Source organism: Paenibacillus sp. USDA918EY (assembly GCF_009870825.1).
GTDB classification, from domain to species: domain Bacteria; phylum Bacillota; class Bacilli; order Paenibacillales; family Paenibacillaceae; genus Paenibacillus_AQ; species Paenibacillus_AQ albilobatus.
Map to the genome: position 1 here is coordinate 497,273 of NZ_WTWY01000002.1, position 24,727 is coordinate 521,999.

A 24,727-nucleotide genomic window follows, 5' to 3' on the forward strand; every position below is an offset into this window, starting at 1 on the left:
GCTCCAAACAAAAAAAGGCCGCCCCAAAGCCGCGCGGCTTTGGGGACAACCCTTGTATTCACTTACGACATACGGGACAAAAACGGCGTCAAATCAACGTTCAGCGCGGCCGCGAGGCGTTTGCCCAGCTCTTCGTCGGCGCGGTAGAAGTTGCAGATGGCAAGCAGCTTGGTCTGTTCCGCTACAGGCGCAAGGTCGGCCGCCAAATTGCCGATCAGCTGTTCCTGAACTTCCGGGGAATATTTGCGGAACACTTGGCCCGCCTGGCCGAAATCGTTCGGCTTGTCGATTTTTTGGCGGGATACGGTACCCTGCAAAGGCTGCGGCGCGTCTTGGTAAGCCGGATCTTCCTTCGGCGTATGCTGGTAGCGGTTCGGCTCGTAATTAATGCGGTCCGATTGCTGTTTGAACGGCATCGCCCCGTCGCGCTGATTGTTGCTTACCTTCGCAAACGGGCAGTTGATCGGAAGCTGGAGATAGTTCGGGCCGATCCGGTAGCGCTGGGTATCCGAATAAGAGAACAGCCGCCCCTGCAGCATCTTATCCTCCGAAGGTTCGATGCCCGGCACGAGCACGCCAGGGTTAAAGCCGACCGACTCCGTTTCCGCAAACACGTTTTCCGGGTTCCGGTTCAGCGTCATCGTCCCTACCAGCTGGTATGGAACGTCCTCCTCGAACCAGTCCTTCGTGGAATCCAAAGGGTTAAAATCAAAGCTGTCCAAATCCGCCGGATCGAGCACCTGCACGTACAAATCCCATTCCGGATAGTCGCCGCGCTCGATCGCTTCATACAAATCGCGGGTGGCATGGTTGAAATCTTTGCCCTGAATTTGCGCCGCTTCCTCGCGGCTCAGGTTTTTCACGCCCTGCTTCGGAACCCAGCGCAGCTTCACGTAAACCGTGTTGCCGTATTCGTTGATCCACTTGAAGGCATGCACGCTCGAGCCGCGCATCTGGCGGTAATTGGCCGGAATCCCCTCGTCCGTGAACAGATGGACCAGCATATTCGTCGACTCGGGCGTCAGCGACATAAAGTCCCAATAACGATCCTCTTCTTGAATGTTCGTGCGAGGGTCGGGTTTCAACGCATGCACCATGTCCGGGAACTTCATCGCATCGCGGATAAAGAAGATCGGCAGGTTGTTGCCGACAAAATCATAATTGCCTTCCTCCGTGTAAAATTTGACCGCGAACCCGCGCGGGTCGCGCAGCGTTTCCGGGGAATGCAAACCGTGGATCACGGTGGAAAAACGGGCGAACACCGGCGTTTCCTGTCCTTCTTTTTGCAAGAACGCGGCTTTCGTGTACCGCTTCATGCTGTTGACGACCTTAAAGACTCCGTGCGCTCCCGCCCCGCGGGCATGAACGACGCGTTCCGGAATGCGCTCCCGGTCGAAATGCGCCAGCTTCTCCAGAAGCTGATAATCCTCCAGCAGTGTAGGTCCATTTTGCCCCGCCGTTCTGGAGTTTTGATTATCACCGATAGGTACACCCTGATTTGTCGTAAGTTTGGCCATGTTGGCATAACCTCCTTGATTTATTTTAAATTAGAATAATTCTAAATAAGCAACTCGACGTCATTTATTGTACCTTCAATGATAATGAAAATCAATATTAAATTAAAATTATTCTAAATTAATATTATGCAGGTCCGCTCCTCGATATGCCGCGATCGTATTCCGGCGTCTATAGTGAAGCCCCGGCAGCGTGTATAATATTGAGGAAGATACTTTCCAATCGCGGGCCGCGAACGGATGAAGGAGCTGTCTCTATGTATAAAATACTGATCGTTGAGGACGACCCGAAAATTGCGGATCTGCTGAAGTCCCATATTGAAAAATACGGGGATACGGCCATCGTTATTCATGAATTCGACCGGGTCCTGGAACAATTTCAACTGCATGCCCCGCACATCGTGCTGCTGGATATAAACCTCCCGAGCTTTGACGGGTATTATTGGTGCCGCCAGATCCGGCAAGTGTCGACTTGCCCGATCATTTTCATATCGGCGCGCGACGGCAAAATGGACCAGGTGATGGCGCTCGAAAACGGCGCCGACGACTTTATTACCAAACCCTTTTATTACGAAATCGTCATGGCCAAAATCCGCAGCCAGCTCCGCCGGGTGTACGGCGACTATGCCGTCAAAGGCGAGGAGCGCACGGTCGAACAAGGCGGCCTCGTTTTATATCCGGAGCGCATGGAGCTGCATTTCGGCAAACGAAGCGTAGCGCTCAGCAAAAAAGAAACGATTTTGATGGAAACGCTGATGGAGCGCAGCCCCCGGGTGGTCAGCCGCGAGGTCATTTTGGAAAAGCTGTGGGACGACGCCTTTGTGGACGACAACACGCTCAGCGTCAATATAACCCGCGTGCGGAAAAGGCTGGCCGAGCTTGGTTTGGAGGAAACGCTCGAAACGGTGCGGGGACTCGGATACAGGCTGAACATGAACGAAAAGGGGCCAAGCTAAATGAAGCTGTTTATCAGGGAGCACCTCCCTTTGCTTTTTTTCACCCTCGTGCAGCTGCTGGCCGTGCTCGCGGTATTTTGGTTCGACGGCTACGATCATCCGCTTACCGCCATGTACGCCTTGTTTTTGGGACTGTTTGTTTTTGCGGGTTACCTCGGGCTTCGTTACGCGACGCATCGCGGCTTTTACGCACGGCTCTCCCGCCCTGTCGCTTCCCTCGCGGAGTCCGTTCACAGGCATGAACCCGCTCCGCTTCCCGCCGCCTTGAGCGAGCTCTTGGAAAACCAATATCGGCAGTACCAAAACATGCTGCAAAGCTGGGAACGGAAAAACGAGCAGTACATAACCTTCCTGAATCAATGGATCCACCAAATGAAAACCCCGCTGTCCGTGATCGAAATGATCACGCAGGATGCAGGGGATGAGCGGATGAGCAGCATTTCGGAGGAGGCCGACCGCTTGAGGAGAGGGCTCGAAATGGCGCTGTACGCGGCGAGGCTGGGCACCTTCGAGCAGGACTTCAGCGTGGATGACGCCGACCTGAAACGGCTTGTCAGCGAAGCGGTGCATGAATACAGACGTTATTTCATCCGCAGCCATGTGTATCCGGAAGTTCGGATCGACGAGGGTATTTCCGTGCGGACGGACGCCAAGTGGATGCGGTTTATTCTGGAGCAGCTGCTGAACAACGCCATCAAATATTCCGCGGGCAGCGGGCAAAAGGTGACCATTACCGCCAAAAAAGAGCAGCGGGACGTCGTTTTGGAAATCAAGGACCGCGGCGTCGGCATTCCGAAGGCGGATCTTCCCCGGGTGTTCCGTCCCTTTTATACCGGCGAAAACGGCCGGCGTTTCAAGGAATCCACGGGTATGGGGCTGTACATCGTCAAGGAAGTGATCGATAAGCTGCAGCACGGCATCGAGCTGGAATCGGCCGAGGGACAGGGCACCTTGGTGCGCATCCGTTTCCGCTGAGTCACGCCACGCGAATCGCCTCCTTGACGGACGCCGTTTCTTACAGCGTTGTAAGCTGCGTGAAAGCTGCGTCGATAGGAGAACTCCCGGCCTAGGCGTATACTGGGGGTACGAAAACCGAAGGACGCGGCAAGAAGTCCGGATAAAGAAAGGAGCAGTTACGGCCATGGAAATTTTATCCGTCCGAAACCTCGGCAAAATATACAAAGGCATGGTTTCGTATGAAGCGCTCTCCAACATCGACCTATCGATCAACCAAGGGGAATTCGTCGGCATTATGGGACCTTCCGGCAGCGGCAAAACGACGCTGCTCAACATGATCTCTACGATCGACAAGCCGACTTCAGGCGAAATTAGGATCGGCGGCGAAGATCCTTACGGTTTGTCGCAAGACAAGCTGGCCATGTTTCGAAGACGGGAGCTCGGGTTTGTGTTCCAGTCTTTTAACCTGCTGAATACGCTCACCATCAAAGAAAATATCCTGCTGCCACTGACGCTGGATGGAGCCCCCTTGGGGGAGATGAACGAAAAGGTGGCAGCCCTGGCGGAGAAACTCGGCATTACGGACATCCTGGACAAACGGACGTATGAAATCTCCGGGGGGCAAGCGCAGCGCACAGCCATTGCCCGGGCTCTGATCCATGATCCCAAGCTGCTGCTTGCCGATGAGCCGACAGGCAACCTGGATTCCAAATCGGCGCGCGAAGTGATGGAGATTTTGGAGAAGCGAAACCGCGAGGATCAGGTAACGATGCTGCTCGTTACGCATGACGCGGTGGCTGCAAGCTACTGCAGCCGGGTCATTTTCATCAAGGATGGACAGCTCTATAACGAAATCTATTGCGGCGAAAGCCGGACGGCCTTCTACCAAAAGATCATCAACGTGTTGTCGCTGCTGGGAGGGAACGGACATGAATTTCCGCCAGTTCGCATTTAACAACGTCTTCCGGAACAAGCGGACCTATGTCGCCCATTTCCTCAGCAGCTCGTTTTCGGTCATGATATTTTTCACGTACGCCATGCTGGCGTTTCATCCCGATCTCAAAGGTCAAATCATGGCCGACAGCACCACGCTAAGTACGCTCGGAACGATGGGGATGCATATTTCGCAAATCGTCGTTTTCGTGTTTTCATTCTTGTTCCTGCTTTATTCCGTCAGCTCATTTGTCAAACTCCGCAAAAAGGAATTCGGCATCCTGCTTCTGCTCGGCATGTCGCGCAAGCAGCTGAACCGGATGCTTTTTATTGAAAATATCGCGATCGGTGTTGCAGCTATTATCACAGGCATTGTCGTCGGCGTCGTGTTTTCCAAGCTGATCCTGCTGATCTGCGCTTCCATGCTGGCGGTTGAGCGCGGGCTCCCGTTTTATTTGCCGGCAAAAGCGGTTGCGCTGACCGCAGGCGGCTATTTGGCGCTGTTTATCATTGTGGCGGCGTTCACCTCGCTCATGACCAAAAAAGGTACGCTGGCGGAGCTCATCAAGTCCGAAGACAAACCGAAACCCGAACCTAAAGCATCCGTGCCGCTGTCCATACTGGCCGTGCTGCTGATCGGTCTGGGCTATGCCTGTGTATTTTTGTTCGCGCTGCGCCGGATCTATTCGTTCAGCCTGTTGTTTGGCGGCGTGGTTTTGGTCGTGATCGGCACCTATTTTCTCTTCACCCAGCTCAGCGTGTACGTCATCCGGGCCTTAAAAAACAGACCCCGTTTCGTGTTCAAGCGAACGAATCTGCTGACGGTTTCCGAGCTGGTTTACCGGATGAAAGATAATGCGGTCATGTTTTTTATGGTGGCGGTCATTTCGGCAACGGCCTTTACCGGCATCGGGACGGCTCTTGCCATCGGCGATCCGGGTCTGGCGGCGATGAAAAACCCGTACGCTTTTACGCACATCTCCTTTCCGGAACCTGGTGATGACCTTTCATTTGAGCAGAAGCATATCCATTTGATCGAGCAAGCGCTGAAAAAAGGAGGTTTTGCCTACCGCAAGGCCTCGTACATTCCAGCATTCTCGGATGACGGGAAAACATTGATCCGGCTAAGCGACTATAACGGGCTTGCCGCAGTTCTCGGCTATCCCCGGGAAACGCTCCGCAGCGGGGAAACGCTGGCGTCTCCGTCGTCGGTTACGCAAAATGACAAGAACAGGCTCGAAGGCCTTCAAACGGATCGGCTTACGATCACAAAAGGCGAACATACCATGACACTGCCCATCGTCAAGGCGCTGCCCCATATTGTCATTCCGGATTACGGCAGTGTTTGGATTATTACAGATTCGGATTACGAGCGGTTGGCGAAGGGCGATGAATATAAGACCCGAGTTGTCGTGTTCGTCGTCCCGGAGTGGCATCATACGCGTGCGGTTGCCGAAGAAATAAGGAAAGCCCTAGATGCGGATTTAACAAACGAGCAACAATACGCCTATAACTTTTCTGCGCTTGTACTGGATTGGATGCATTCGAAGCAGTTAAACGGCTTGCTGCTCATCGTCAGCGGGCTGGTTGGAATCGTCTTTTTCACGTTTGCCGCAAGCTTCGTCTATTTCAGGCTTTATGCCGATTTATCGAGAGACGAGGAGCAGTACCGGATGATTTCAAAAGTGGGGCTGAGCCGCAAAGAGCTGGCAAAAACCGTCACGCGCCAGCTTGTCCTCATGTTTTTCCTGCCGCTTCTGGTCGCTTTCGTTCACAGCGGCGTCGCATTCGTCGCGCTTCAAGGGCTCGTCGAGTTTTCCGTCGTCTCCCATACGCTGGCCGTCTACGCAACGTTCTTTGGGATTCAGGTCGTCTACTTCTTTATTACTCGCTGGCGTTATTTAAGCCATTTAAACCAAAAAATCATGTAAACCTTGCTAGCAAAAAAGACATCTGCCCGTCTTCCGAACGTCGGCTGCAGATGCCTTTTTTTCATTCTACAAATAAATTCTTCATAGATTTTGAAGCTCGCGCCGGATGTCCCTGCGCCGGTTTTCAATGTATGCATGGATGACGTCGGGTTCGTACAGGAACATGCCGAGAGGCCATTTGTATTTCGGATCCCGGTAGACGTCTTCTTCGATCTGATGGAACATTTTCCGGACCACCGGCATCAATCGCTGAGCGGTAAACGAGCCCGCGAGAATCTCCTCGAGAATCCTTTTGTATTGCTGTCGATTCGCGCTGTAGGCCAGCACCTTCCCCGTCAGCTTGTTATGGCCTTTAATGCTCACCAAATTCGAGGCCACTTCCTTCCCGTAACAGTTGCGCCCCCACGTGCCCTCGTAGTCCCATGGCAGAAAACCGTACGCTTTGCGTTTTTGGTATTCGAAAATCGTATAGTTGTGCCGAAACCCGTCGTAATTGCCTGTAAGTACCGCGCCGCTCAGCCATCTCAAATAATTGTCCATATGCAGACGGCCGTTCAAATATTTTTCCAGCGCTTTGCCCCGTTTGGCATGGATGCTTCGAATAAAGCGCGTCAGCCGCAATCGGTCCCCTCCCGTTCCTTTGATTAACCGGTATCCGGAGAACAGGGAAGTTTTCGGCGTATTCGTGCTCACGTTGTTCAAATCGAAGGTGGCATTGTCGTTAACGGCGTAAATGATGCTCCGGACCGGGATTTTGCGCATTCGAAAGAAGGTCCGGTTTACCGCTTCGATCCTCAAATACACGCCTTGGTTCGCTCCGTTCAACTGCAGGACGCAATGCAGCGTGGTCGGACTGGGAACGCCGATCATATTAAAAAAATGAAAGGAAAGCGCATTACGGATCAAGGAGGGGTCGTCATATTCCGCATTAAAATGGTATGTTGCGCGCGACGTGCGGATTTCATAGGATTTTTTGGGATATTCGCGCGTGTGGCCCCCGCGGTACCGAATTTGGATGGGTTGCGACGATCCGTTTCCGCTCGACAACGTCGCCGGAAAAAAACGGTCGGACCATATGTTATTCTCCATCTGCTTCAGATCCTTATCCTTGATTACGATCCGGTATACGGGCAGACCCATACTGCAACCGCCTTTCCAACACGAAGGATAGCCTATTTTAAGGGCTTTTCACCATTCTATGCCGGATCGGCGAATGCCGTCAGGGCGAATGTCTCGGTCGTTTAGGATTATTGCGCTTTCGAGCCGCCCGGTTTCTAGCAAACGGGAAGAGGGATATTCACTCAATTTTGCGAATCTAGTTTATTCGGCTAGTCCCTTCCAACACGAGGACACATATAAATAGAGCATAGATAGACTTGAAGGACGAATCGACGCTCTTCTCGTCTACCTAAACATCTAAGGAAGGGGAATGTGAAATGTCTTTATCCGGTCTCGAATTCATGGGCTTGGTCGGCCAGACCGTAAAAGTCAATCGCGGCGGGCCCGATTCGGTGGAAGGTGTGCTGCTCAGCGCGCAAAACAGCTACCTTGCCGTATGGTCCAAAGACAAAAAGATTGTGTATATCAGCACGCAGCACATCAAAAGCATCACTGCATCGCAGGGCTCCCAAGGCTCCCGGTCCGGAGGTGCCCAATCCGGCTCGAAAGGCTCGCGCTCGGGAGGTGCATCGTATATGGGCCGCCCGATCCATGCCTACAGCTTCGCCGGTCTTCTTCAATCCCTGCAATACCGTCACGTGCAAATCAACCGCGGCGGCCCGGAAAAGCTTGAAGGTGTCATTATCAACACCAATCAAAACTATCTGATGCTGGCCGTTAAGGGAGAAGAGGTCGTGCGCATTCCAATCTTCCACATCAAATCGGTAACGGTGGTCGGCAGCTCCAGCAATAATAACGGCTCCAAAGGCAATAGTTCCAATGGAAGTAAAGGAAACAACCAATCGGGAGGAAACAAATCAGGAGGCAAACAGTCGGGAGGCAACCGTTCAGGAGAAAACCGCACTGGCGGCAATCGCAGCGGCGGCAGCTATGACTGGGGAAGCCAATCCTGGGGCAACCGCAGCAAAAATCGGAGCAAACGCAACAGCAGCGGCCGGCGGAGCGGCGGTCGGCGCACCGCCGGATACCGCAGCGGCGGACGTAACGGCGGTCGCAGCGGTGGTCGCAGCGGCGGCCGCCGGTAATCGGATCAACCACACTTGTCCCCGCGTAACCTAATCCGCATCGCCGGACCGCAAAAAAATATAGACGCTCCCTGCGGAACCTTGAATCGGATGCAAGGCAAAAGAAACGCCGATTCGTGAGCCGCAGGGACCGTCCCTTATTTTTATCGCCCTGCCGCAATGCTTGTCGCTTAAAGGAGTATATGCAGGCTGTATCGATTCTGATCCTGGCGATAAGCCGGGATACAGCTTGTCCGTTTGCTTTATTGCCCCTTGATTGCGCTTGAAAGGAGGTAGACTATGGAGTCTATCCGTTCTCTCCTCGGCAAAAATGTCGAACTCAAACTATCCGGATGCAAAGTTCCCATTACGGGCGAACTCATCGATCTTGGCAGCGATATCATCGTCGTTTTTTCGGACACCCGATATGTATACGCACCGGTCCACCATTTGCAGCATATGAAGCTGTCCGACGACGGTGAGGATTTCACGCCCGCAGACCGGGAACCGCTCGTTGACCATCAGCATATTTCCTATCGGAAAATGCTGATGAATTCCAGAGGCATCTTTACGGAAATCGGCTTGGGAGGCTCCCATCCCGTATACGGTTATGTGACCAGCATCATGAACGATTACTTTATCTTTTATTCTCCCCTCTACCATTCGATCTATATTTCGCTTCAGCATGTAAAATATATCTGCCCGCTGCCGCCAAGCATGACCCCATTCTATCTCAACCAGCATCCTTTCCAGCTCCAACAGCCGGCCATGCCTCTCTCCCGTACATTAGACCAGCAGTTGGAGAAATTTCAAAACGAGCTCGTCATCTTTGATTTGGGAGAATCCCCGTTAAAGGCGGGACTGCTGAAAAAGGTGGACAACCGGATCGTCGAACTGATCGAAGCCGGCGGGAAAACCGTCTTCCTTCATTGCGACCATATCAAATCCATCCATCTGCCTTAAAACGACAAAAACGGCCGCTGTAGATCACCTACATCGGCCGTTTTTTTTTGGAAACCGCGCTGCACGGAGAGCGTCAAGGGAAAGTCAAAAGTAGTTTCCAGCTAAGACGGGGACTTCCCGGGCTCGGGCGCAGACTTTTGACCCGCAGTACGGGCCGCTGCCAAAGGAAGGCTCACGGTCATGCACGTCCCTTCGCCCAGCGCGCTTCTTACCGACACGCTGCCGCCGTGCATCTGCACGATTTTTTGGATGATGGACAAGCCGAGCCCGCTGCCGCCGCCGGAGCGGGTTCTGGATTTGTCCGCTTTGAAGAACCTTTCGAAAACATGCGCCTGGTCCTCCTCGGAAATGCCGATGCCGGTGTCCTCGATGGACACGGTCGCCCCGCGTTCATCCGCTTCAAGCGATACCTGAATCGAACCGTCTTCCGGCGTAAATTTGATCGCGTTGTGGAGCAGGTTTACCCATACCTGACTCAGCAGATCCTCATCCGCTTCGATGGTAACCGGCTTCAGATCCACCGACATCTCCAGGTTTTTCCCCTGCCACTGCGGTTCGCAGGCGAGAATGAGCGTCTGGAGCTGTTTGTCCAGCCTTAGGGGAGCCGCATGGAACGGATGTTTATCCGAATCAAGCGACGCAAGCTTAAGCATGTTTTCGGACAAACGCGACAATCGCTCGCTCTCCTGTTCGATGATGTTTAAATAATGGTCCCGCTGGTTCGAGCTTAAATTCTCTTCGCGGAGGACTCTCGCAAAGCCGCCGATCGACGTGAGCGGGGACTGAATTTCATGGGACACGTTCGAAATGAATTCCTGACGCATATGCTCCATTTTGTCCAGATCGGAGGCCATGTTGTTAATGCTCTGGACGACTTCTCTCCAGGGGTCGTCATCCCTGCCATGCACAGGCAGGCTGACTTTAAAATCCCCTTTCGATATCCGTTTCAGCGCATCGATGATCATCCGCCAATACTCCTTCTGCCTCCCCTTTCCGAACCTGGAAACAATCGAAATGATCATGCCGAAAATAACAAATCCGAGCACCGAGTTCACGAGCTGCCCGACGAGCGGCTTCATGTTCCATCTTAAGGAATGGGAAATATAGTATGCTGCAATCCAGCATATGACAAGTGAACACAAAATGAGCAGCATAAAAAATACGATTCTGACGCGAAGCCAAAAGCTGAAAGCAGGGTCGTCCTTTTTACCGTCCATCTGCCACCACCGCTCCTGGCGCGCTTTCCGTTTCTTTTCCGCCTTTTCGAGCCGTGCCGCCGCGATTTCCTGCCGCTTCATCCGCCGCCAAGCCTTGTTCTGCTCGCGATCCCGCTCCAGCAGCTCACGCCGCCCCTGCCTCCGATCCCGGCTGCTCATGAAGGCACCTCCAGCCGATACCCGAGCCCCCGGATCGTGCGGATGTAAAATTGGTCCTGCTGTTCCGCAAACCGTTCCCGCAGCCGTTTGATATGCACGTCGACGGTACGTTCGTCGCCTTCGTAATCATACCCCCAAATATGCTCGATAATTTGGTCGCGGGAAAACGTTTTGCCCGGGTAGCTGCCGAGCAGGAACAACAGCTCAAATTCCTTCAATGGCAAGGTGAGGGCAACCGGTCCAAGATAACATTCATACGTTTTCCGGTTCAGCCGTAAATCGCCGAACTGAATTTCCTGGGAAGCCGATATCCGGTACCGCTTCAGCAGCGCTTTGACCCGGACGATGAGCTCCAGCGGATCAAACGGTTTGACGAGATAGTCGTCCGTCCCAAGCTCAAAACCTTTCACCTTCTGCGATGTTTCTCCTTTGGCGGTAAGCATGAGGAGCGGAATGTCGTAATCCTTGTCCAGCTCCCGGCACAGCTCCCAGCCGTCCATGCCGGGCATCATGATGTCGAGGATGACCAGATCGGCCCTAAACGACTCCATCGCGCTGAGCGCCTCAAGCCCGTTCGCAGCTTCCGTCACCGTAAAGCCTTCTTTTTTGAGCAGATGACTCACCAGCTCCCGGATATGGGGATCGTCATCGACAACGAGAATATGGGCCATTGCAGCCTCCACTCCTTTCTATATATCAGAACGTTCACTTGCTGCATTTCATCTACCTGCATTTTAACGATTCCGCTCGGATTTCGTAAACATCAAAGTCCCGACAATGCAAATACGAGGAATGCGAAATCGGAATCATGGCGCCGGACAGGAACATTTGCGGCATCACGAGCAGCATGGAGCCGATATCCGCCGTCTTACTGTCATGGACAAACCCGATGAAGAAAATACCCAGCAACCCGCCGACAAGGCAGAACAGCGGTGTAATCAGGAACAAGCGTACGATCGGCCTTGCGACGGTATTAAGAATAACCCCGTTTCATGAACTCAATATGAACTGAGCTTGAACTTAATACGAACCGGGAATTTTGGCGTCCTTTCATTAAGGAAACGGGGGTGCGGGAAAGATTTCATTTTAATCAAACTTTATCTTGAATCGCTTCCAAATTATTGTATGATGGATATTATTTGCGCCTGGTCGTTAGCCGCTTCAGGCATCGATAAGCTCAAATACATACGGTTTCTTCTTTTGGAATTGGGGGTTTTTCATATGTTGCAATCTAAACAGCAATCCATGGCATGGCTGCTCCGGTATCTGCGCCCGGTTTCAGGGCGGCTTGGGATCCTGCTCCTGCTCTTGCTCGCTTCGACCGGCGTGCAGCTGGTCAATCCGCAGATCGTGCAGCGCTTCATCGATACGGCGGCGGGGAGCGGCGTCGTTTCAAGCCTGCTGACGCTGGCCGGCACGTACCTCATCCTGGCCGCCCTGAATCAGCTCTTGACGGTGGCCGTGAGCTATTTGGGCAATGACGTATCCTGGCGTTCGACCAACCTGCTGCGCGGCGATTTGCTGAAGCATTGCCTTCGGCTCGACATGCGTTTTCACAACGTGAAAACGCCGGGAGAGATGATCGAGCGCATCGACGGAGACGTCACTCACATGTCGAACTTTTTTTCCATGTTTATCATCAAGGTCATCGGCAGCTTCGTGCTGCTTGCCGGCATTCTCGGCTTTATGTTTACGATCAATTGGCCGATCGCGGCGGTCATGACGCTCTTCACGTTCGCTTCCATCGGCGCCATGGTGTTCATCCGCGACATGGGCGTCAAATCGTCCAAGGACGAACGCGGAGCGAGCGCGGCGCTGTTCGGTTTTATCGAGGAAAGAATCGCGGGGATCGAAGACGTGCAGGCGAACGGCAACGTGCCGTACGTTATGAACCGGTTTTACCGCGCGATGCGAAACGTCTTTCTGAAAGGGCGAAAAGCGTGGATGCTGCGCGTCGTTCCCTGGAACACGACGGTGGTTCTGTTTGCCGTCGCCGTGACCGCCGTCCTGCTGCTTGGCGTCCATTATTATTTGAACGAAAAAATATCGCTCGGCACGCTTTTTCTTATTTACCAGTACACCCAGATGCTGAACGATCCGATCGAGCAGCTTGGCGATCAGGTGCAGGAATTCCAGAAGGCCAAATCCGGCATCATGCGCTCCCAGGAGCTGCTGGGAAGCCGCAGCGAAATCGCGGAAGGAACCCGAACGGCGCTGCCTGAAGGCCCGCTTGGATTGGAATTCGAGCATGTCCATTTCAGTTACACCCCGGATAAGCCGGTCCTGCACGACATTACGTTTACGGTCCGTCCCGGCGAACGCCTCGGCATCATCGGCCGCACAGGCAGCGGCAAGTCAAGCCTCAGCCGCGTGCTTCTTCGCCTGTACAACATCGGCAGCGGCGCCATCCGGGTCGGGGGCGTGGATATCCGTGAACTGAGCCTTTCGGCGCTGTACCGCCGCGTAGGAATGGTAACGCAGGACGTCCAGCTGTTTGACGGCTCGCTCCGCGACAACCTGACGCTGTTTGACGGCAGCATTTCGGACAGCTACATCCTGGAGACGACGGAACGCCTCGGGCTCAAGCAGTGGATCGATTCGCAGCCGGAAGGGCTCGACACGCATCTGAAAGCCGGCGGTTCATCCTTGTCGGCCGGAGAAGCGCAGCTGCTCGCGCTGACGCGGGTATTCCTGACCCAGCCGAGCCTCGTCATTCTGGATGAGCCGTCCTCGCGCCTCGACGCGGCGACCGAGGCGATGCTGCAAACCGCGGTGGACCAGCTCATGACGCACTGCACGGGCATCGTCATCGCGCATCGGCTCTCCACGCTGGAGCAGGTAGATCATATTATGGTGCTGGGGGATGGGCGCATTCTTGAATTCGGCGAAAGGGAGAAGCTCGCCAAAGACCCCGCCTCCCATTACGCTCAGCTCCTGATTACGGGCCGAGAGGAGGATTTGGCATGACCGTAACCCGTTTTATCCAACGTTTGTTTACCTATAACATCTCGCTTTTTATCGTCAACGGGCTGCTTTGGGGATTGTTCCACTCCATCCCGATATTGATCGGCCTCGGCATGCAGTGGTTTTTCGACCGGGCGACCAGCCAGTCGCATAATTATTTGTGGCTCGCCGTCCCGCTCGTTTTTATCGCGCTCGTCAGGTTTTCGCGGGTAGGCGTCTTTTTCTGGGCGTTCTGGAAATGGGTGACCTACATTTACGACATCCAGGCGATTTTGCGCACCAACATGCTCAAAGGCATTATGCGCTGGCCCGGCCGCAACCTTCCGGCATCCCCGGGGGAAGCGGTCAGCCGGTTCCGGGAGGACGTCGATGAGGTCGTCGAATACGTCGAATCGTGGGTCGACTTCTGGGGAAGGCTGGCTTTCGCGGTCATATCCCTCGTCATTATGGCCCGGATCAACTGGCAGATTACGCTCGTCGCCCTGCTGCCTCTGCTCGCGGTTACGCTGCTGAACAATCTTTCGGGCAACCGGGCGAGACGTTACGGCCAATTGAACCGGGAAGCGACCGGACGCATTACGAGCTTCATCGCCGAATCCTTCGGAGCGGTGCAAGCGCTGAAGCTGGGGCAGGCGGAAGAACATGTGCACCGGCGCTTCGTCCAGCTGAACGAATCCCGCCGGCAAGCGGCGCTGAAAGATAATTTGTTCAAGGAATGGATGCGTTCGCTGAATCAGCATGTGCTTAGCATCAGCACGGGCATCATTCTGCTGATGTGCGCATCGGCTATGAAAGCGGGAAGATTTACCGTAGGGGATTTTGCGCTGTTTACGTCGTACCTGTCGAACATCGCCTTCAGCATCTCGTTGTTCGGGTATATGGTGTTTCAGCATAAGCGGCTGAAAGTGTCTTTGGACCGCATGAGCGTCCTTTTCCGCCCCGGGGAACAAGAGCGCCTTATGGAGTTCAGCAAAACCTATCTGTACGAAGACCCGCCTGAGCTGCCCGCCATCCGCAAAGATCCGAACGAACGGCTGCAGCATCTGGAAGTCAAAGGCTTATCGTACACGTATCCGGGTTCGGAAAACGGCATCCGCGACATCAGCTTCGCAGTGGAACGCGGAAAATTCGTGGTCATTACCGGCCGCATCGGTTCGGGCAAATCCACGCTGGTGCGCGCTTTGCTCGGCCTGCTTCCCAAGTCCGAAGGATCCGTGCTTTGGAACGGCAAGGAAGTCGACCCGCCGAAGTTTCTCATTCCGCCAAGGGCGGCTTATACGCCGCAAGTACCGCGACTGTTCAGCGATTCGCTTCGCGAAAACATCATCCAGGGCAGTCCCGGGGGCGAGGATCGCCTCGCGCAATCGGTTCGGCTGGCAGTCATGGAAAAGGATATCGGCGACCTGGAAAAAGGCCTCGATACCTTCGTCGGCCCGCGCGGCGTCATGCTTTCCGGCGGCCAAATCCAGCGCGCCGCCACCGCGCGGATGATGATGACGGATTCCGACCTGCTCATCTTCGACGACTTGTCCAGCGCGCTTGACGTCGAGACGGAAAAACAGCTGTGGGAACGGCTTTTCAAGGAAGAGGACGCGACCTGCATCGCCGTTTCCCACCGCAAAGCGGCGCTTGCGGAAGCCGACCATATCATCGTCATGAAGGACGGCCGCATCGAGGCGGAGGGCACCTTGTCCGAGCTGCTGGCCACCTGCTCCGAAATGCAGCTGCTGTGGCAGGGCGAAGCTTCCGAAGCTGCTGAAGCGGATGGGAGCCTAGTGGAGGCGACATAGAAAGATAGCGGATCGCTGTGCTGTGCAGAAGGTCCAATGTGCTTCAAAAATAAAGTGCCGGGAAAGCCGATAAAACTTTCCCGGCACTTTTTATTTATTTTCAAACCCCGGGTTTACTTTTTCCGTGCCAGATCGGGATATTTTGTTTTAACGCGCGTCGTTTACATTCGTTGAACAAAAATGAAGAGGACAACAATGCACGTTAACCCATAAAGGGTAATGACTTTTGTTCGAAACCTTTGCGACCCTTTTATACACGCTTTTGCAACGAAGTGAAGCGATACGCCGGAAATAACCAGGAATAAAAAGAACAACATGTAATCGAATAGTGTAGGAAACATCTTTTCCTCCATTCCGATTGAAGACTGCCCGATTCGATGCCGAAGGCTTGATCACGGCCTCCCTATTTTGCTTTCGTGAGGGCTTGAGCCTTCCTTGCGATGTTCATGGTTTGGCCAAACAACATGATGGCAAGGACGGGGTGCAGGGCGGATAAATATCCAACTCCGGACGGTAATTTAGCACAAACCGCTATCAAAACGACAAGAGCAATCAAACCAGCACTATGCAGACAAAGAGAACGCGGCAGCTTGGCGATTAAAGAAACCGCGAAGATCAGGACCGGCAAAATGATCAGCACCCTGGAAAAGCCGATATGACTGGCCCATTGAGCCGAATTCCAAAACAACGCAAGACCGGCAAGAAATATTTGAATCATAATCCCAATCGCAAATAACCATACCATTGCCTTATAGGCCAGACGCATTCCGATTGCGAGCGGGGAGAGATTGGATATTTCCGCCTTGGGATCCCCGCCTTTAGGTTTGTCGCTGTTTAAGGATAAGTTACTCATCTTTGAATCCTCGCTTTCGATAAAATAAGATGGTGTTTCTTGTTTTTTAAATGTTCTTCTCATTCTCCGGGGCTGCTCTCTTTCCACAGCCAGTGTACAAAACAATTATTGAGAACTTGTGCAGATCTTCCTCTTTTTGCATGGACTTCTTCAAGATCCCGTTCAATCGCGGTATAATTTCGGCAAGCGTTATATTTTCGTTGATGGAAGCCAACTAAAACGGAAAGATGTGATGGGATGGAACCGAAGTTGCTGCTTGTGGAAGACGAGACGGGCTTGCTGGAGGAGATGCAAACCTATCTGCAGAATGAGGGGTTTCGGGTATTGACCGCCCGCACCGGCAAGGAAGCGCTCGCGATGGCCCGAGCCGAACGGCCTGCCCTTGTCGTGCTGGATTGGATGCTCCCCGAAAAAAGCGGCATTGACGTATGCCGCGAATTAAGGCTAACGTCGGATTGCGGCATCATTATGGTCACGGCCCGATCGGATGAATCGGATAAAATCGTCGGCCTGGAAATCGGCGCGGACGATTATTTGACGAAGCCGTTCAGCTTGCGGGAGCTTGCTTCGCGCATCCGCGCGTTGCTTCGCCGCATGCGTGGACCCGAAGAAAGGCCAACGTTTATGGAAAGGGACAACCTGACCATATCCGAGGCCAAATGTCAGGTATTCAAAGACGGTCAAGAAATCCAATTGACACCGACCGAATTCAAAATTTTGTACACGCTTGCCGCGCGTCCCGGTATCGTTTTTAGCCGCCTGCAATTGTTAAGGGCCGCACTGGAGGACGAATATGCGGGATATGAACGGACGATGGATTCACATATCCGAAACCTCCGCCGAAAGCTGGAAGACGACGCGGCCAACCCCCGGTATATTCAGACCGTGTACGGTTTTGGATACCGCTTCGGCGAACGATCATGAAGCTGACAAATCATCTGGGGATAGATGGAGAATTGCAAAAGAGCCTTCACCGCAAAGCGGCAAAGGCTCTTAGAAGCGTTATGGACCTGAAATATCAGAGGCGCTATCTAGCTGATGAGGCAAATAACCTCGCTCCTTAAATCACCGAGCTCAGCTTTGCATAGGATAGCGTCTTTTTAATATAACTCGAATCGCTGTAATACTTCGCGCCCGACTCGAAGTTGATGTACAAATTGCCCTTGATGATGGCCAAATCCTCGGACATGTTCGGGATTTTCATCGTTTTCTTCAGCTTGGGCGAGGACGCCTTCGTGTAAATGCGAAGGTATCCCGGGTTGTTCCGGCCGTACGATGTCGAGAAAATCAAATGGCTGCCCGTCACGGCAACGCCCTGCACCTTGGCCGGCGTTTTGTAGGTTACAATCGGGCTCGACGACGGATTCTCCGAACCGTTCAGATCGTACCTGTACAGGGAGGAGTTGTTTTTCTCGTCGAATTTGCCGACGTACAAGTCTCCGTCCGCTACGGTCGCGTAGGAGGATGCCTTCAGCTTGAAGCCTTTGTTCAGCTTCAGATGGCCGTTGTTTTTGGCGGCTGCAAGATCGCTCAGTTTGTAGCGCAGCATGTTGTATTTCGAATCTTTGGCATCCGTGGAGGAAGCGACCCAAAGATACGTTTTGGATACGCCCATGCCGCCCACATGGCCGCTGTGGTATATGCTACCGGATTTTTTCTCGTCGGTCAGGTATACGTTTTTGACGAATTTCCCGGTGCTTGCGTCGACGACGGCGATCAGGCTGTCCTTCACGGCGCTGCTGTTTTTCTTATGGTAATAATACGAAATGAGGATCCAGTTTTTGGCCGGATAATAGGTCATGCCCTGCGGCACGTAATACGTATCGAGATTCGGGATTTTCGGTCCCTTCTTGAACACCTTGTGATAGTCCGGAAACGGATCCGAAGCGGCGGATGCTTGGCCGGGCTGCGCACCAAGCAGCGACGCGCCGGCAATGATGACCGCAGTCATGACGGCAACAAGTTTTCGAAGCAGCGACATAAGCTGCACCTCCTGCTTTTCATAATGGCTAAATGATATTTATTCCGTCCGCCCCGACATAATGCTGCTGCGGATGGCGGCAGGGCAGAACACCCCTTCTTATCATAAGCCGTTATTTCGGCCTGCAGAAGTGAAGCGGTCCCTATTTTTCGGGCAAGCGAAAGTCCCATTTCATCCGTTCCCCCTTAGGAAAAGGGTTATGTCCTGCCCCCTCCAGCGGAAACGCCCGGGACTTTAGCCTCGGACCGGACCGTGGCATACTCGAACAAGCGCAGCCGTTCCTTCCAAACGCCTCTCTTTCAGCGCAGGTTCAAACGCATTACCGGGCGTTTTTCCCCGTCTCCTTCCATCGTGCCAGCAGCTCGGACCGGGCCATTGCTGCGACGTCAAACCGGTAACTGGTCAGCAGTTCTTCGGCTTTGACGCCGGCCAGCAGCGTGTTGGGCTTGATGGCCGGGATCACCGGGAGGGAGTACGCCGCATTCATGTATGCCGTTTGCGCGCTTTTGGAAAGCACGAAATCGGCGAGTTTTTTCGCCGCGGCTTTGTTGTCCCCGCTTTTGAGGATCGATACCGCCCCGATCTCCCACCCCGCCTGCGGCGGAATCGCGGAATGGATTGCATACCCGGAGCTGACGAAACGCAGCTGGTCGCCCAAAAAGCTGACGCCGGCCGCGACGTCTCCGACAGCCAAACGCTGCGCCGAAGAAATGCCCGAAAAGGTGGTCGAGGAGCTCTGCGACTTCAGCGCATGCATCAGCGCAACCGCCTCATCCGTCCCCCGCTGCTGCGCGAGCGAAGCGAGAAGCGTGTAGCCGGTACCGGACGTCTCCGGATCCGGGATTTCGATTTTCCCCTTCAGCTCCGGACGAAGCAAATCTTCGTAACGCTCGGGAAAAGGCAGCGGCGCTAGCCCGGGGTCTTCCTTCCATACCCGTTCATTGACGCCGATGGCGAGCGCCCCCATGTACATGCCGGTCCAATAACCTTCCTTGTCTTTGTAGGCGTCCGGGATCTTGTCGCTCATGCGCGGCGCATACCGCAGCAGCTTGCCGCTGCTTTTCAGCTGCTCGTGCAAATCGGCCGGTCCGCCAAGCACCACGTCGATCCCGGTTTTGTTCATCGTCAGCAGATGATAGCTGGCTTCGCCGCTGGACATCCGGATCACTTCGTAGGCTTGGCCCGTTTCCTTTTTGAATTTTTCGAGCAGCATGCGCCCTTCGTCCTCCTGGAAAATGACGTACACCTTCAGGGGCGGTTTGGCCGTTTTTCCCGGGTACCCCTTATACATCCATCCCGCGGCCAATACGATGATGGCGGCCAGAACCAAAAACATGCTCCCTTTTTTCATCCCTCGACTCTCCCCTCTTGCCTTACGCCTAAAACAACTTGAAACGTGAAATAGCCCCACAAAGTGGTGCTTTGGCTTCGAAGCCGATTCAGGTACTTTGCGGGGACCCCGGAAATTAAAAATTCGATGCTAAAAAGGAAAACGACATTGTTTTCCTTTTCCTTTTTTATCCATGGCAAGATCGAAACGGATCGAATCTGCATGGGGTGCAGGCTAAGCTTGATCCCCATCGTCAGGAATGATATGAATTTTGTCGGCCGCCGCCCCAAAAGCAACTTCGCCGTCGTAGGTCGTTTGCCCAACGTCGTAGGCGTCGACGATCCACTCTTTGCCTTCGTCATCCAAAATGAAATACCGTTCCTTCTCGCCCAGGAACATGGAGGATTTCACCTTGCCTTTCATCTGAAACGGATACCCTTCGGGCGGATTCAGCCGCAAAGACTCCGGCCGGATGCTGAGAACCGCCTTTTGGTTCGCAGTCCACGATTCGTCCGTCTTCAATAGCGCCCGGCGCCCTTTGCCGTAAACGACGGCGGCTTGATCCCCTTCCTGACGTTCGATCGTCGCTTCGATGAAATTGGTGGTGCCGATAAAATCCGCGACGTACCGGGTACGCGGCTTGTAGTATATTTCATGCGGCGTGCCGTATTGATCGATTTTTCCTTTGTTAAACACGACGATGTAATCGGACATCGACAACGCCTCAAGCTGGTCATGCGTCACGTAAATGACGGTCAAGCCAAGCTCCTGCTGAATATTGCGCAGCTCGACGCGAACCTCCTCGCGCAGCTTGGCATCGAGGTTGCTCAGCGGCTCGTCGAGCAGGATGATCGGCGAATTCATGACGAGCGCCCGCGCCATCGCCACGCGCTGCTGCTGGCCGCCCGACATTTCATGCGGATAACGCTGCTCCAGACCCGTCAGCTTCACCTGGGCCAAAGCCGCCTGCACCCGCTGCTGCACCTCCGCCTCCGGGCGTTTTTGCATGTCCAGCCCATACGCGACGTTGTCGAAAACGGTCATATGCGGGAACAGGGCGTATTCCTGAAACACCATCGGCGTTCCCCTTTTGTATGGGGGCAAGTCGTTCACCATGTTGCCGTCGATCCATACTTCCCCCTGGTCAACGGTGTAAAATCCGGCGATCGAACGCAAAAGCGTCGTTTTGCCGCAGCCGCTCGGGCCGAGAAAGGTAATGAATTTGCCGCGTTCGATTTGCAGATTGATATGCTTAAGGACGTGATTTTGCCCGAATACCTTGTTGACGTCTTTCAAATCAAGCAGTACCTGTGGTTCCACTTTTGTCCACTCCCTGTTTTTCCAGTTTTGCCGCGGGGCTCATGCAGCTTAGAAATCGAATATTTTCACCTTCAAGCGGAAAATCAGCTTGATGATGCCCAGCGTGCCAAGTGTCGCGCCCATAAGTCCGACCGCAACGGCCGCCGCCCAGTAGTAGGTTCCCGTCTCCGCATAGTTGAAGATCGACACGGCCGCAACCACCCATTTGGGGGTAATCAGGAAAATGATCGTGCTGAGCGTATTCATGTTTTTCATGAACGCGTACACGAAGTTGGCCACGATCGTTTTTTGCAGCATCGGGAAAATGATCGTTGTCAGCGTCTTGCGGCTGTTCGCCCCGAGATTGGTCGCCGCCTCCTCGATCGATTTGTCCACCTGCTTGAAGGAAGCGGTCAATCCGCGGTAGCCGACGGGCATTTGCTTCAGCAGCATCGCCATGACGATCAGGACGGCAGAACCCTGCAGTACGATCGGGCCTTTGCTGAAGGTGACGATGAGGGCCAGGCCGACGAACGTGCCCGGAAGCGCGATCGGCAGCACCGCGCTGAAATCGAGCAGCTTTTTGCCCGGAAAGGGCTTGCGGACGACGATATAAGCGAGAACAAGCGCAAACGCTACCGCCAAAATCGCGCTCACGAGCGAAAGCACCAAGCTGTTCATGACCGCCGGACTGGAGGAGCTGAACACGACCTTCATCAAATGGTCCAGCGTAAACGTATTGTCGCGCCCGAAGTTTTTCGTGAAAGCAAACAACACCGTAATGGCGAACATCGAAATGATGAAAACCGAAATCAAAGCGTTAAAAATAAACAGCAGCACGTCGGTGCTCCGGGAGGTCGTGATCCGCTTCAGCCCGGAAACCGGCTTGCCGGTCACGGTCGAATAGGAACCCTTGGACAGCACTTTGTTTTGCAGCCAAAACACGAGCAGCGCCGGAACGACGAGAATGATCCCCATCACCGAAGCCAGGCCCGGCTCATTGTTGATGATCTCCCCGTAAATCTCGACCGCAAGCAGCGAATAGTTGCCGCCGATCAGCTTCGGGTTCCCGAAGTCGGCGAAGCAGTTGATCGCCACCAGCAAAAAAGCGTTGATGACGCCCGGCAGCGCCAGCTTGAACGTAATGGTCCGGAACAGCCGGAAACCTCTCGCGCCCAGGTTTTGGGCGGCAATTTCGAGATTCGGCGAGATGGAGCGCAGCACGCCCGTAATCGTCATGTATGCCAGCGGGAAATAGGAAATCGTCTGCACGATCCACAGCCCCGGCAGGCCGTATAAATCAAGCTCCACATGGAATACGGAGTTCATCCATTGCGATATCATGCCCCCGCGGCCGAACAGCAGCAGAAACGCCAGACCGCTCATGACCGACGGCGCCAACAGCGGAATAAACGCGATGATGCGGAAAAACTTTTTGCCCGCGATGTTGCTGTAATGAATGGCATACGCGTAAATAAAGCCGATCACCGTCGCCGTCACCGCGGACAGCGTAGAACTGACGACGGTATTCAGCAGCGCCCGGCCGTAGCGGGGTTTGCTGAAAAACGCGCCCCAGTTGTCGAAACCCGAGGTGAACACGACGACGATCAGCGGATAAATGACGAACAGAATCAATACGATAAAACTGGTCAACACCAAAACCAGGGAGGACGGATCCCTCAGCAGCCGGCTGAGCGACTCCCGGGTGCCTTTTTTCTCTTTCATGGGGTAGGGCTCCCACCTTTCTTCTGTCTATCCATGAAGGGGCAGCAATCACCCATGAAGGTGGTGCATGCCCCCGGCGGCTGTTCGATTATCTCAAGCTTTTTAAGGCGTTTTGCAGATCTTTGCGCTGCTCGGCCGCTTTCCAAAGATCGTATGCCGTATTGTACTTGGTCGTTTTGATGTCGATGCCGCCCTGAGGAATAGGCACGGAAGGTTTCACGGAGACGGCGTACGCGGACTGGGTGTACAACTCGCCCGGCTCGTTCGTGAGCATGAAGTCCATCAGCTTTTTCGCGGCTTTCGTATTCGGTCCGCCTTTCACGATCGACAGGCCGCCTACCTCGTATCCGGCGGCTTCCGGAACGATGCTGTGGATCGGGTTGCCCTGGTTTTTGATTTTGAGCTGGTCGCCCAGGAAAGTAACGCCGATCGTGTACTCTCCTTTGGCTGCCTTCTGGATCGGCTCGATGCCGGATTTCGGTCTTTCCTTCAGATTCGGCAGAAGATCTCGCATGTAGTTCAGCATTTCGTCTTCTCCCCACACCTGCGCAAGCGATGCGACCGCCGTATACGCCGTGCCGGAGGTGGCCGGGTCGGACATGCCGATTTCGCCTTTGAATTTCGGATCGAGCAGATCCTTGAACGTTTCCGGATACGGGTCGCTGCCGTATTTCTCTTTCCAGCGTTCCTCGTTGATGCCGATCGCGACGGGATTCAGATAGAACCCGGTCCAGTAGCCGTCCTTGTCTTTCATGTTGTCCGGCACGTCGGAGGCGTTCGGCGAAACGTAAGCCTCCAGCGCTCCGGCCTTTCGCAGCACCTCATGCGAGTCGGCAGGTCCGCCCATCAGAAAATCCGCCTGCGGGTTCAGCATTTCGTTCTGCACGCGGGAAACCGCTTCGCCGCTTGGAAGTCGCAAAATGTCGTAATCGATGCCCGTTTCTTCCTTGAACTTATCCAAAATCTTTCGCGCTTCTTCCTCCTGGAAGATGGAGTAGACGGTAATTTTCTCTTTGCTTTTGCCGCCGAACACCCCTGCTTTGTATAAGAAAAATCCCCCGACCAAAATGACGATCGCCGCCATCACGATAATAAGCGAGCTATTGCTTTTCCTTCTGGACGCCATACTTCAAACCATCCCTTCACTATGTTCCTGAGGCAACGTTAAGTTTGAAATAGGCTCTTTGGTTCGTCTCATCCAGCAAATCGTATACCACCATGTAAGCGCTGTTAAAGCGGTCGATGTGAAGCCAATGCTTTTTCCCCTGCCCGGAAGCCTGCAGCGAGATGACGAAATGCCTGTCCGGCTGCCTCGTCAGTTCCTCGAAACGGCTGAAGTCGATGACGCGGGCGGCGGTGCGGATCTGCACCGTCAGCGCCGTGCGGTCCGCTTCGGACAGCCGCAGCATGTCGCCGTTTTTCAGGGCGTAGACTTCATTGGCCGGATTTTCGACCGCCATGCCGATCGTGGACGGCGTAAATACCTTGTCGATCAGCATGCTTTGCAGCTTGCGGATGTTTGCGCTTACATTCAGCGAATTGACGGATACGTCCCCGAACCGGAACGCGCTCGTCTGCACCTGAAACGGAACATCCTCCTGATCCAGGTAAACGATGCTGCCGCTAAGCAGCAGGCGCGCATCCTTGACGGTGCGTTCCTCGCGGCCGGCGGTCAACAAAGCCGAAAACGCGGACTTCAGAGACAGCAGTTCCTTCGGATCGTCCAAAACGACCTTGCCGAGGCCCGGATAGTTCAAGTCGATCCGCATCGGGATGCCCGCAAAACGCTCCGATTGTTCCTGCTGGGGCGAAAGCGTGCGGACCTCGTCCAGCGGAATCCGGAAGGTATAGGAGCAAATGCCGATCAGGATGCAGCCGATGACGGCTTGCACCAGAATGAGGCGGAACCATGAAAGCCCTTTCTTTTCCTCTGGCATTCACTTTAACCTCCTTTTTTCTCAGAAAAATTGAA

General features: G+C 54.1%; 22 protein-coding genes. 10 read left to right on the top strand and 12 right to left on the bottom strand.

Features of this window, described 5'->3' with window-relative positions:
• Positions 1-62: 62 nt before the first annotated feature.
• On the bottom strand, positions 63-1,517 hold the full coding sequence (locus tag GQY55_RS06450; protein ID WP_160039337.1) for a catalase: 1,455 nt from the start codon (positions 1,515-1,517) through the stop codon (positions 63-65).
• A 254-nt stretch (positions 1,518-1,771) separates the two neighbouring features.
• On the opposite strand from GQY55_RS06450, the gene GQY55_RS06455 reads away from it, so the two are divergent.
• The 4 genes from GQY55_RS06455 (at position 1,772) to GQY55_RS06470 (ending at position 6,291) form a co-directional block, all read left to right on the top strand.
• A complete protein-coding gene (locus GQY55_RS06455) occupies positions 1,772-2,470 on the top strand; it encodes a response regulator transcription factor (RefSeq protein ID WP_160039339.1) in 699 nt (232 codons plus the stop codon).
• Positions 2,471-3,445 (top strand): sensor histidine kinase, encoded by a 975-nt coding sequence (locus tag GQY55_RS06460; protein ID WP_160039342.1) that lies wholly within the window; start codon positions 2,471-2,473, stop codon positions 3,443-3,445.
• 166 nt (positions 3,446-3,611) lie between these two features.
• Complete coding sequence (locus tag GQY55_RS06465; protein WP_160039352.1) at positions 3,612-4,382, top strand: ABC transporter ATP-binding protein; 771 nt, start codon at positions 3,612-3,614, stop codon at positions 4,380-4,382.
• Positions 4,357-6,291: an ABC transporter permease gene (locus GQY55_RS06470; protein WP_160039354.1), complete on the top strand. Its 1,935-nt coding sequence runs from the start codon at positions 4,357-4,359 to the stop codon at positions 6,289-6,291. The genes GQY55_RS06465 and GQY55_RS06470 overlap by 26 nt, the downstream gene beginning before the upstream one ends.
• A gap of 81 nt (positions 6,292-6,372) precedes the next feature.
• Here the strand turns inward: GQY55_RS06470 and GQY55_RS06475 are convergent, their stop codons facing one another.
• Positions 6,373-7,431: a CotH kinase family protein gene (locus GQY55_RS06475; protein WP_160039356.1), complete on the bottom strand. Its 1,059-nt coding sequence runs from the start codon at positions 7,429-7,431 to the stop codon at positions 6,373-6,375.
• Positions 7,432-7,727: 296 nt separating this feature from the next.
• Here GQY55_RS06475 and GQY55_RS06480 point away from each other — a divergent pair, with 296 nt between their 5' ends.
• Together GQY55_RS06480 and GQY55_RS06485 are read left to right on the top strand one after the other, a co-directional pair.
• The gene (locus GQY55_RS06480) at positions 7,728-8,495 is read left to right on the top strand and encodes a hypothetical protein (RefSeq protein WP_160039358.1); all 768 of its coding nucleotides are present in this window, start codon (positions 7,728-7,730) and stop codon (positions 8,493-8,495) included.
• Positions 8,496-8,774: 279 nt separating this feature from the next.
• Positions 8,775-9,437: a DUF2642 domain-containing protein gene (locus GQY55_RS06485; protein ID WP_160039360.1), complete on the top strand. Its 663-nt coding sequence runs from the start codon at positions 8,775-8,777 to the stop codon at positions 9,435-9,437.
• Positions 9,438-9,538: 101 nt separating this feature from the next.
• Here the strand turns inward: GQY55_RS06485 and GQY55_RS06490 are convergent, their stop codons facing one another.
• From GQY55_RS06490 to GQY55_RS06500, 3 genes are read right to left on the bottom strand one after another with little or no spacing between them, the layout of a single operon-like run.
• The gene (locus GQY55_RS06490; protein WP_373309246.1) at positions 9,539-10,813 is read right to left on the bottom strand and encodes a sensor histidine kinase; all 1,275 of its coding nucleotides are present in this window, start codon (positions 10,811-10,813) and stop codon (positions 9,539-9,541) included.
• Positions 10,810-11,484 (bottom strand): response regulator transcription factor, encoded by a 675-nt coding sequence (locus GQY55_RS06495; protein WP_160039362.1) that lies wholly within the window; start codon positions 11,482-11,484, stop codon positions 10,810-10,812. The genes GQY55_RS06490 and GQY55_RS06495 overlap by 4 nt, the downstream gene beginning before the upstream one ends.
• Before the next feature lie 52 nt (positions 11,485-11,536).
• Entirely contained in the window at positions 11,537-11,761 is a 225-nt protein-coding gene (locus tag GQY55_RS06500; RefSeq protein ID WP_201452103.1) for a hypothetical protein, read from the bottom strand.
• A 273-nt stretch (positions 11,762-12,034) separates the two neighbouring features.
• On the opposite strand from GQY55_RS06500, the gene GQY55_RS06505 reads away from it, so the two are divergent.
• Together GQY55_RS06505 and GQY55_RS06510 are read left to right on the top strand one after the other, a co-directional pair.
• The gene (locus tag GQY55_RS06505; protein ID WP_160039364.1) at positions 12,035-13,780 is read left to right on the top strand and encodes an ABC transporter ATP-binding protein; all 1,746 of its coding nucleotides are present in this window, start codon (positions 12,035-12,037) and stop codon (positions 13,778-13,780) included.
• Positions 13,777-15,567, top strand: coding sequence for an ABC transporter ATP-binding protein (locus GQY55_RS06510; protein WP_160039366.1), 1,791 nt, complete (start codon positions 13,777-13,779; stop codon positions 15,565-15,567). The genes GQY55_RS06505 and GQY55_RS06510 overlap by 4 nt, the downstream gene beginning before the upstream one ends.
• Positions 15,568-15,970: 403 nt before the next feature.
• Here GQY55_RS06510 and GQY55_RS06515 read toward each other — a convergent pair whose 3' ends face one another.
• Positions 15,971-16,483, bottom strand: coding sequence for a DUF6220 domain-containing protein (locus GQY55_RS06515; protein ID WP_160039368.1), 513 nt, complete (start codon positions 16,481-16,483; stop codon positions 15,971-15,973).
• Between the two features lie 174 nt (positions 16,484-16,657).
• Here GQY55_RS06515 and GQY55_RS06520 point away from each other — a divergent pair, with 174 nt between their 5' ends.
• Both GQY55_RS06520 and GQY55_RS31255 read left to right on the top strand, forming a co-directional pair.
• Positions 16,658-17,344: a response regulator transcription factor gene (locus GQY55_RS06520; RefSeq protein WP_160039370.1), complete on the top strand. Its 687-nt coding sequence runs from the start codon at positions 16,658-16,660 to the stop codon at positions 17,342-17,344.
• Positions 17,341-17,484 (top strand): hypothetical protein, encoded by a 144-nt coding sequence (locus tag GQY55_RS31255; protein WP_236575456.1) that lies wholly within the window; start codon positions 17,341-17,343, stop codon positions 17,482-17,484. Before GQY55_RS06520 ends, GQY55_RS31255 begins: the two co-directional genes overlap by 4 nt.
• On the opposite strand, the gene GQY55_RS06525 is transcribed toward GQY55_RS31255, so the two are convergent.
• The 6 genes from GQY55_RS06525 to GQY55_RS06550 all read right to left on the bottom strand — a co-directional run bounded on the left by GQY55_RS06525 (position 17,481) and on the right by GQY55_RS06550 (position 24,692).
• Positions 17,481-18,401 carry a hypothetical protein gene (locus GQY55_RS06525; protein ID WP_160039372.1) on the bottom strand — a complete coding sequence of 307 codons (921 nt, stop codon included), beginning with the start codon at positions 18,399-18,401 and terminating at the stop codon, positions 17,481-17,483. The genes GQY55_RS31255 and GQY55_RS06525 overlap by 4 nt on opposite strands.
• A gap of 319 nt (positions 18,402-18,720) precedes the next feature.
• Entirely contained in the window at positions 18,721-19,752 is a 1,032-nt protein-coding gene (locus GQY55_RS06530) for an extracellular solute-binding protein (RefSeq protein ID WP_160039374.1), read from the bottom strand.
• A 213-nt stretch (positions 19,753-19,965) separates the two neighbouring features.
• A complete protein-coding gene (locus GQY55_RS06535; protein ID WP_160039376.1) occupies positions 19,966-21,051 on the bottom strand; it encodes an ABC transporter ATP-binding protein in 1,086 nt (361 codons plus the stop codon).
• Between the two features lie 48 nt (positions 21,052-21,099).
• Positions 21,100-22,755, bottom strand: a complete 1,656-nt coding sequence (locus tag GQY55_RS06540; protein ID WP_160039378.1) for an ABC transporter permease — start codon at positions 22,753-22,755, stop codon at positions 21,100-21,102.
• 88 nt (positions 22,756-22,843) lie between these two features.
• Positions 22,844-23,881 (bottom strand): ABC transporter substrate-binding protein, encoded by a 1,038-nt coding sequence (locus tag GQY55_RS06545; protein ID WP_160039380.1) that lies wholly within the window; start codon positions 23,879-23,881, stop codon positions 22,844-22,846.
• 19 nt (positions 23,882-23,900) lie between these two features.
• Positions 23,901-24,692 (bottom strand): DUF3919 family protein, encoded by a 792-nt coding sequence (locus tag GQY55_RS06550; protein ID WP_160039382.1) that lies wholly within the window; start codon positions 24,690-24,692, stop codon positions 23,901-23,903.
• Positions 24,693-24,727: the final 35 nt, after the last annotated feature.

What these genes read in the sequence shown, in the direction of transcription:
- GQY55_RS06450 (WP_160039337.1), bottom strand. Translation starts at nt 1,517, where the DNA reads ATGGCCAAACTTACGACAAATCAGGGTGTACCTATCGGTGATAATCAA.
- GQY55_RS06455 (WP_160039339.1), top strand. Translation starts at nt 1,772, where the DNA reads ATGTATAAAATACTGATCGTTGAGGACGACCCGAAAATTGCGGATCTG.
- GQY55_RS06460 (WP_160039342.1), top strand. Translation starts at nt 2,471, where the DNA reads ATGAAGCTGTTTATCAGGGAGCACCTCCCTTTGCTTTTTTTCACCCTC.
- GQY55_RS06465 (WP_160039352.1), top strand. Translation starts at nt 3,612, where the DNA reads ATGGAAATTTTATCCGTCCGAAACCTCGGCAAAATATACAAAGGCATG.
- GQY55_RS06470 (WP_160039354.1), top strand. Translation starts at nt 4,357, where the DNA reads ATGAATTTCCGCCAGTTCGCATTTAACAACGTCTTCCGGAACAAGCGG.
- GQY55_RS06475 (WP_160039356.1), bottom strand. Translation starts at nt 7,431, where the DNA reads ATGGGTCTGCCCGTATACCGGATCGTAATCAAGGATAAGGATCTGAAG.
- GQY55_RS06480 (WP_160039358.1), top strand. Translation starts at nt 7,728, where the DNA reads ATGTCTTTATCCGGTCTCGAATTCATGGGCTTGGTCGGCCAGACCGTA.
- GQY55_RS06485 (WP_160039360.1), top strand. Translation starts at nt 8,775, where the DNA reads ATGGAGTCTATCCGTTCTCTCCTCGGCAAAAATGTCGAACTCAAACTA.
- GQY55_RS06490 (WP_373309246.1), bottom strand. Translation starts at nt 10,813, where the DNA reads ATGAGCAGCCGGGATCGGAGGCAGGGGCGGCGTGAGCTGCTGGAGCGG.
- GQY55_RS06495 (WP_160039362.1), bottom strand. Translation starts at nt 11,484, where the DNA reads ATGGCCCATATTCTCGTTGTCGATGACGATCCCCATATCCGGGAGCTG.
- GQY55_RS06505 (WP_160039364.1), top strand. Translation starts at nt 12,035, where the DNA reads ATGTTGCAATCTAAACAGCAATCCATGGCATGGCTGCTCCGGTATCTG.
- GQY55_RS06510 (WP_160039366.1), top strand. Translation starts at nt 13,777, where the DNA reads ATGACCGTAACCCGTTTTATCCAACGTTTGTTTACCTATAACATCTCG.
- GQY55_RS06515 (WP_160039368.1), bottom strand. Translation starts at nt 16,483, where the DNA reads ATGAGAAGAACATTTAAAAAACAAGAAACACCATCTTATTTTATCGAA.
- GQY55_RS06520 (WP_160039370.1), top strand. Translation starts at nt 16,658, where the DNA reads ATGGAACCGAAGTTGCTGCTTGTGGAAGACGAGACGGGCTTGCTGGAG.
- GQY55_RS31255 (WP_236575456.1), top strand. Translation starts at nt 17,341, where the DNA reads ATGAAGCTGACAAATCATCTGGGGATAGATGGAGAATTGCAAAAGAGC.
- GQY55_RS06525 (WP_160039372.1), bottom strand. Translation starts at nt 18,401, where the DNA reads ATGTCGCTGCTTCGAAAACTTGTTGCCGTCATGACTGCGGTCATCATT.
- GQY55_RS06530 (WP_160039374.1), bottom strand. Translation starts at nt 19,752, where the DNA reads ATGAAAAAAGGGAGCATGTTTTTGGTTCTGGCCGCCATCATCGTATTG.
- GQY55_RS06540 (WP_160039378.1), bottom strand. Translation starts at nt 22,755, where the DNA reads ATGAAAGAGAAAAAAGGCACCCGGGAGTCGCTCAGCCGGCTGCTGAGG.
- GQY55_RS06545 (WP_160039380.1), bottom strand. Translation starts at nt 23,881, where the DNA reads ATGGCGTCCAGAAGGAAAAGCAATAGCTCGCTTATTATCGTGATGGCG.
- GQY55_RS06550 (WP_160039382.1), bottom strand. Translation starts at nt 24,692, where the DNA reads ATGCCAGAGGAAAAGAAAGGGCTTTCATGGTTCCGCCTCATTCTGGTG.